Genomic DNA, 6,495 nt, shown 5'->3' with positions numbered 1-6,495 from the left:
GGGTGGGGGGCCGACGCGGTGATCGTGCAGGGAGGCGAGGGCGGCGGTCACACGGGGCCGCTCGCCACGACGCTGCTGCTGCCCCAGGTCGTGGACGCGGTCGACATCCCGGTGATCGCCGCGGGCGGGTTCTTCGACGGGCGCGGGCTGGTGGCGGCGCTGGCGTACGGCGCCTGCGGGATCGCCATGGGCACCCGTTTCCTGCTGACCAGCGACTCCCCCGTGCCGGACGACGTCAAGAAGCTCTACCTGACGGCCCGGGAGACCGTGGTGACCACCAAGGTGGACGGGGTGCCGCACCGGGTGTTGCGGACCCCGTTCGTGGCCTCGCTGGAACGGTCGCGGCTGCTGCGGGCGGTGGCGAACGGCGCCAGGTTCCGGCGGCTGTCGGGGCTGTCGTGGGCCGAGCTGATCCGTGAGGGGCGGCGGATGCGGCGGGGCAGGGAGCTGACCTGGGCGCAGGTGCTGCAGGCGGCCAACACGCCCGTGCTGCTGCGGGCGGCCATGGTGGATGGGCGGGCCGATCTCGGGGTGATGGCGTCGGGGCAGGTGGTGGGCGTCATCGGCGACCTGCCGTCGTGCCGGGAACTGGTCGAGCGGATCATGGCCGAGGCCGAGACCGCCCTCGCCCGCCTCCCGGCGCGCTGAGCACGCCGGCACCAGGCCCGTGACGCCGGGAGGGCGCGTCAGAAAACCGTGATGCCGCGGGCCGCTTCAGAGGACCGTGATGCCGCGGGCGGCGAGGATGGCGTTGGCCTGCGTCTGGTTGATGACGGCGCCCGCGAACGCCCGGAGCCTGGCGTCGTCGGGCTGCCCCAGGTCGGCCCCCCGCAGGTCGGCTCCCGTGAACGTGGTGTTCAGCAGGCGCGTGCCGATGAGGCGGCAGTCGCTGAGCGTGGCCTCGGTGAAGTCGCAGCCCGACAGGTCGGCGTCGTCGAAGCGCACCCCCTCGACGTGCTCGCCGCGCAGCGAGCAGCCGCCGAGGTTGGCCAGGGTCAGGTTGGAGCGGGTGACCGTGAAACCGGTGCCGCGCGAGGCGGTCAGCGCGGCGCCGATCATGCGGCAGCCGGTGAACGTCACGTCGGTGAGCAGCGCGCCGCCGAACTGGGCCGAGGACAGGTCGACGTCGGTGAACGTGACGTCGAGGAGGTCGGCGTCGTTGAAGCGGATGCGCATCCCGCCTCCGCCGGTGAAGACCGCCGCGTCGAGGTCGGCCTTGCGGAAGTCGGTCTGGTCCAGCACGCACGACTCGAAGCGGGCCCCCGCGAGGGAGGCGCCCCACAGGTCGGTCTCCGTGAGATCGCAGCCGCGGAAGTGGTGCGTCTCCTCGGGGTCGAGCCGTTCGGACAACGCCTTGTGTGAGAGGTCCTCGCCGTCGAAGTTCACGGTGTCAGAGACTACCGGCCAGGACCTCCGCGGCGGCCTGGCCGCAGACCCGGGCCGAGCCGTGCGTGGCGATGTGCACGGCCCCGAGATCGGAACGGGCGGGCAGGCCCATCTCGACCACCACGGTGTCCCGGCGGGCGCTCAGCAGATGCCTCAGCGCCTCCTCCTGCCACGGGTGGCGGTGCACGTCGCGGACGACCACGACGAGCGGGCGGCCGGACGCCGCGCCGATCAGCCGTTCGAGGGCGGGGCCCGTCGCCTCCCCCGAGCCGAGGCGCGTGACCACGGTGCCGGGCAGCAGCCGGGTCAGCGGCTCGCCCACGCCCCAGGGGGTGTGCCGGTCGATGGCCAGGTTCATCTCCGGCGCCAGCTCGACCACGTGCGGGGCCCCGGCCAGCGGCAGCTCGGGCGTGGTGGAGCGCCGGACGACCCTGACGGCCCGCCGGGCGGCCACCATGCCCGCACCGCCGTCGCCCCCGGCTCCGGCGAGCGCGCCGGATCCCGCGCGGCCCTGGCTCCCGGTGGCGGCGGCGCTGCCCGAGGACGCGGTCCAGGCCGCCAGCTCGCGGACCCTACGAGCGGCGTCGGCCAGCCGTTCCTCGGGCAGCAGTCCTTGGGTCACCGCGGCGGCGATCGCGTCGCGGATCCCGGTGGCGGTGGCCTCGTCGGCGTGCTCGCCGCCCACGCAGATCGCGTCGGCCCCGGCGGCGATGGCGCGGGCCGCGGCTCCCCCGATCCCGTACGCCCCCGCCACCGCGGCCATCTCGATGGCGTCCGTGACGATCACTCCCTGGAACCCGAGCTCACCGCGGAGCAGCCCGGTGAGCACCTTGGGGCTGAGCGTGGCGGGCAGTTCCCCGTCGTACGAGGGCACGAGCAGGTGACCCGTCATGACCGCCTTGACGCCCTCCCTGACGGCGTCGGCGAACGGGAGCAGCCCGTCCTTGAAACCGTCCGCGGCCACCTCGGGCACGCCGTGGTGGGAGTCGACCGCGGTGTCCCCGTGGCCGGGGAAGTGTTTGACGCAGGCGGCCACGCCGGCGGACTGCAGGCCGCGGACGAACGCTCCGGCGTGCCGTGAGACCAGCGCGGGGTCGGCGCCGAATGACCGCAGGCCGATGACCGGGTTGTCCGGGTTGGAGTTCACGTCGGCGGAGGGCGCGAAGTCGATCGTGATGCCGGAACGGGCCAGGTCGGCTCCGAGTTCGGCGGCCAGGGCCTCGGTCATGGCCACGTCGTCGGCGACGCCCAGCGCGTACGCCCCGGGTCGGCTGCTGCCGGTGGCGGCCTCCAGCCGGGTGACCTCGCCGGACTCCTCGTCGACGCCGACGAGCACCGAGGGGTTCTCGGCGCGCAGGGCGGCGGTCAGCCGGGCCACCTGGGCGGGGCCGGCGATGTTGCGCGAGAACAGCGCCACTCCGGCCAGCCCTTCGCCCAGCCGGCGGCGGAGCCAGTCGGGTGGCTCGTGCCCGGCGAAACCGGGGAAGAGGACGGCGTCGGCGAGGCGCAGCAGGTCACCGCTCAGGGGCATGACCCGCAATCTAATAGGAAAGTTTCCTATTTTCTAGTGGCATTTTCTGACGTCAGGCCACCCCCGTCGTGACGAGCCGTTCAATGACGGTGACGTTGGCCTGCCCGCCACCCTCGCACATGACCTGCAGGCCGTACCGGCCGCCCGTACGCTCCAGCTCGTGCAGCAGCCGCACCGCCAGCACCGCGCCGGTCGCCCCGAGGGGGTGGCCGAGCGCGATCGCGCCGCCGTTCGGGTTGACCCGCGCGGGGTCGGCGCCGGTCTCCTTCATCCAGGCCAGCACGACGGACGCGAACGCCTCGTTGACCTCGATCGCGGCGAAGTCGCCGATGGACATGCCGCTCACGCGAAGGGCGTGGGCCGTGGCGGGGATGGGGGCGGAGAGCATCATGACCGGGTCGGCGCCTCTGGCCGAGAGGTGGTGCACGCGGGCGCGCGGGGTAAGGCCGTGCTCGCGTACGGCCCTGGGCGAGGCCACGAGCAGGGCGGCGGCGCCGTCGGAGATCTGCGAGGCCAGGGCGGCCGTCAGCCTGCCGCCCTCGGTCAGGGGCTTGAGCGCGGCCATCTTCGCGGGCGTGGTGTCCGCGCGCGGGCCCTCGTCCACGGCGACGCCCTCGCAAGGGGCGATCTCGCGCCGGAAGTGCCCGGCGTCGATGGCGTGCAGGGCCCGCCGGTGCGACGTGTACGCGTACCGCTCCATCTCCTCGCGGCCGATCCCCCAGTGGGCGGCGATCTGCTCGGCCCCGGCGAACTGCGAGACCTCTTGTGTGCCGTACCGCTCGGTCCAGCCCTTGGAGCCCCCGAAGGGGGTCTCGTGCCCGAGCGGGCGGCCCGCGAGCATCGCGGCCGAGATGGGGATCATGCTCATGTTCTGCACGCCGCCGGCCACCACCAGGTCGTTCGTGCCGGAGAGCACGGCCTGGGCGGCGAAGTGCAGCGCCTGCTGAGAGGAGCCGCACTGGCGGTCGATCGTGACGCCCGGCACCTCCTCGGGCAGGCCGGCGGCCAGCCAGCAGGTACGCGCGACGTCGCCGGCCTGCGGGCCGACGGTGTCGACACAGCCGAAGATGACGTCCTCGACCGCCGACGGGTCGGCGCCGGTGCGGCGCAGCAGCTCCTTGAGCACGTGGGCGCCCAGGTCGGCGGGGTGCGCCCCGGCCAGGCCGCCGTTCCTGCGCCCGACGGGGGTGCGGACGGCGCCGACGATGTAGGCCTCGCTCATCACCGCATCGTAGCAAGCGCTTGGTCTAGCACGGAATGCCCCATGAACTGCGGAGGTTGTGTGAACAAGCGATTGTCTGAGGCTCCATAATGGGTACGTGACGACGCGAAAGAACTCCGGCACCGCGACCACCCCGGCCAAGCGCCAGCGCACGACCTCGTCAGGGTCGGCGTCAGAGCGCCGCGACCACCTCGTCAAGCTCGCCGCGGAGCTCTTCGCGCGCAAGGGCTTCCAGGCCACGACCGTCCGCGAGATCGCCGACGAGGCCGGCATCCTCTCAGGCAGTCTCTACCACCATTTCGACTCCAAGGAGACGATCGTCGACGAGGTGCTCTCCACCTTCCTCGACGACCTCATCGCCCGCTACCGCGCCGCCCTCGAGTCCGGTGGCGACGCGCGCACCGTGCTGTCTGAGATGGTCCGCATCGGCTTCGGCACACTCGAGCCCCACCGCGCCGCGATCACCGTCATGCAGAACGACTGGAACTATCTGCGCCAGTTCCCCCGGTTCAACTACCTCGTCAAGGCCGAGGACGAGGTCGAGCAGATGTGGGTGGCACAGATCAAGGCCGGTCAGGCGGCCGGGCTGTTCCGGCCCGACGTCGATCCCAAGCTGACCTACCGCATGATCCGCGACACCATCTGGGTCGCGGTCCGCTGGTTCCGCCCGGGCGGCAGGCTCAACACGAGCGGCCTGGCCGAGCACTACATCACCGTGCTGTTCGACGGACTCGCCACGGGCGAGCGCACCACGCACCAGAAATGAGTCTGGGCAAGGCGGTGCGGCTGGCACTGCAGGATGTCGCCGAGCCGGGCAGGGCCGAGGCGATGCGCGCCTACATGAAGTCGCCACTGCCGTTCCTCGGTGTCCAGGCCGTGGCCAGGCGGGCGGCGCTGAGGCGGGTGTTCGCCGGGCACCGTCTGGAGAGCGCGCCCGAGTGGCGGCGGGCGGTGCTGGCGTTGTGGCGTGAGGCCGAATACCGCGAGGAGCGCTACGCCGCCGTCGAGCTGTCCGGCCACCGCTACTACCGGGAGTTCCAGACCCTCTACACCGTGCCGATGTACGAGGAGATGATCGTCACCGGCGCCTGGTGGGACCTCGTCGACGAGTTGGCCGTGCACCGCGTCGGCGGGCTGCTGGCGACCTACCCCGACGCCATGCGGCCGCTCATGCTGGAGTGGGCCCACGACGCCGACCTGTGGAAGCGCCGCACCGCGATCCTCTGCCAGAACCGCTTCAGGTCGCGCACCGACACGGCGCTGCTCTACGCGTGTATCGAGCCGAGTCTGTCCGACAACGACTTCTTCGCACGCAAGGCCATCGGATGGGCGTTACGCGAATACGCCAAGACCAATCCGGCCGAGGTCGTGCGCTACGTCAAGGCCAAGGGGCTCTCGGGGTTGAGCCGCCGCGAGGCACTGAAGAACCTGCCCGCTACCCCATGAGCGTCTGGGTGCCGATGACGGCCAGCAGCGCGAGGCGTTCGGCGTCCTCGGTGCCGGGCTCGGCGGTGTAGACCATGATGCGCAGGTCGCCGCCCGCCACGCTGAGCACGTCGCAGTCGAGCGTCACGGGCCCCACCTGCGGGTGCTCGATCGTCTTGCGGGCCGCGTCGTGGCGGCCGACGGCGCCCGAGTCCCACAACTCGGCGAACCGCTCGCTGCTCGCGCGCAACCGTGAGATCAGGCGGCGCACCTGCTGGTCGGCCGGATAACGCCCGGCGGTGGCGCGCAGGTCGGCGACCAGCGCGGCCTCGAACGCGCGTCGCTCATCGGGCGTGTGGCGCACCCGGCCGCGGGGCCCGCCGAAGTTGCGCCACACGCCGTTGCGCTCGTCTCCCCGCCATCCGGACGGATCGCCCATCAGCGCCGCGTACATCGGGTTGGCCAGGAGCAGCGTCCAGGCCGCGTCGAACACCGCGACGGGCGTGCCGGCCAGCCTGTCGAGCAGCCGGTGCACGCTCGGGGTGATGAACCCGGGCACCACCTCAGGACCCGGCGGCTGGAGCCCGGCCATCCGGAACAGGTAGGCGCGCTCGCCCGCCGACAACCGCAGTGCCCGCGCCAGCGCCTCGACGACCTGCGCCGACGGGTTGACGGCCCGGCCCTGTTCGAGCCGGGTGATGTAGTCGGCGGAGATCCCGGCCAGCAGGGCGAGCTCCTCGCGGCGCAGCCCGGCCGCGCGCCGCTGCCCGGAGGCCGGTATCCCGACCGTCTCCGGCGAGACCCGGTCGCGCCAGCGCCGCACCGCCTGCCCGAACTCCGTCGCCGTCATGCCACCAGTCTGCCCGCCGCACCGGGGTGCCCGCCTGGTACTGACGGTCCCAGGAAGACCGGACGACTGGCCGGCCGCGCC

Annotated in this window: 7 protein-coding genes; 3 read left to right on the top strand and 4 right to left on the bottom strand. The window is 72.8% G+C overall.

Annotated elements, in window-relative coordinates; translation table 11 throughout:
- Window positions 1-648 (top strand): NAD(P)H-dependent flavin oxidoreductase (locus GUY59_RS30655; protein ID WP_171055505.1); only part of this gene is annotated, 648 nt, incomplete at its 5' end.
- A 66-nt stretch (window positions 649-714) separates the two neighbouring features.
- On the opposite strand, the gene GUY59_RS30650 is transcribed toward GUY59_RS30655, so the two are convergent.
- From GUY59_RS30650 to GUY59_RS30640, 3 genes are read right to left on the bottom strand one after another with little or no spacing between them, the layout of a single operon-like run.
- A complete protein-coding gene (locus GUY59_RS30650) occupies window positions 715-1,386 on the bottom strand; it encodes a pentapeptide repeat-containing protein (RefSeq protein ID WP_138204257.1) in 672 nt (223 codons plus the stop codon).
- A gap of 4 nt (window positions 1,387-1,390) precedes the next feature.
- Window positions 1,391-2,917, bottom strand: a complete 1,527-nt coding sequence (locus GUY59_RS30645; RefSeq protein WP_138204255.1) for a glycoside hydrolase family 3 protein — start codon at window positions 2,915-2,917, stop codon at window positions 1,391-1,393.
- 52 nt (window positions 2,918-2,969) lie between these two features.
- A complete protein-coding gene (locus tag GUY59_RS30640) occupies window positions 2,970-4,139 on the bottom strand; it encodes an acetyl-CoA C-acetyltransferase (RefSeq protein ID WP_138204253.1) in 1,170 nt (389 codons plus the stop codon).
- Window positions 4,140-4,236: 97 nt separating this feature from the next.
- On the opposite strand from GUY59_RS30640, the gene GUY59_RS30635 reads away from it, so the two are divergent.
- The gene (locus tag GUY59_RS30635) at window positions 4,237-4,905 is read left to right on the top strand and encodes a TetR/AcrR family transcriptional regulator (protein ID WP_132336556.1); all 669 of its coding nucleotides are present in this window, start codon (window positions 4,237-4,239) and stop codon (window positions 4,903-4,905) included.
- Window positions 4,902-5,585 (top strand): DNA alkylation repair protein, encoded by a 684-nt coding sequence (locus GUY59_RS30630; RefSeq protein WP_138204251.1) that lies wholly within the window; start codon window positions 4,902-4,904, stop codon window positions 5,583-5,585. The genes GUY59_RS30635 and GUY59_RS30630 overlap by 4 nt, the downstream gene beginning before the upstream one ends.
- Here GUY59_RS30630 and GUY59_RS30625 read toward each other — a convergent pair.
- Window positions 5,575-6,414, bottom strand: coding sequence for a helix-turn-helix domain-containing protein (locus tag GUY59_RS30625; RefSeq protein WP_138204249.1), 840 nt, complete (start codon window positions 6,412-6,414; stop codon window positions 5,575-5,577). The two genes, GUY59_RS30630 and GUY59_RS30625, sit on opposite strands and share 11 nt — an antisense overlap.
- Window positions 6,415-6,495: the final 81 nt, after the last annotated feature.

The sequence above is a fragment of the Nonomuraea sp. K271 genome (genome assembly GCF_009908215.1).
In the GTDB taxonomy this organism is placed as follows: Bacteria; Actinomycetota; Actinomycetes; order Streptosporangiales; family Streptosporangiaceae; genus Nonomuraea; species Nonomuraea longispora.
Note: the sequence above shows the minus strand (reverse complement) of the source record. Positions and strands in the feature narration are given on the sequence as shown.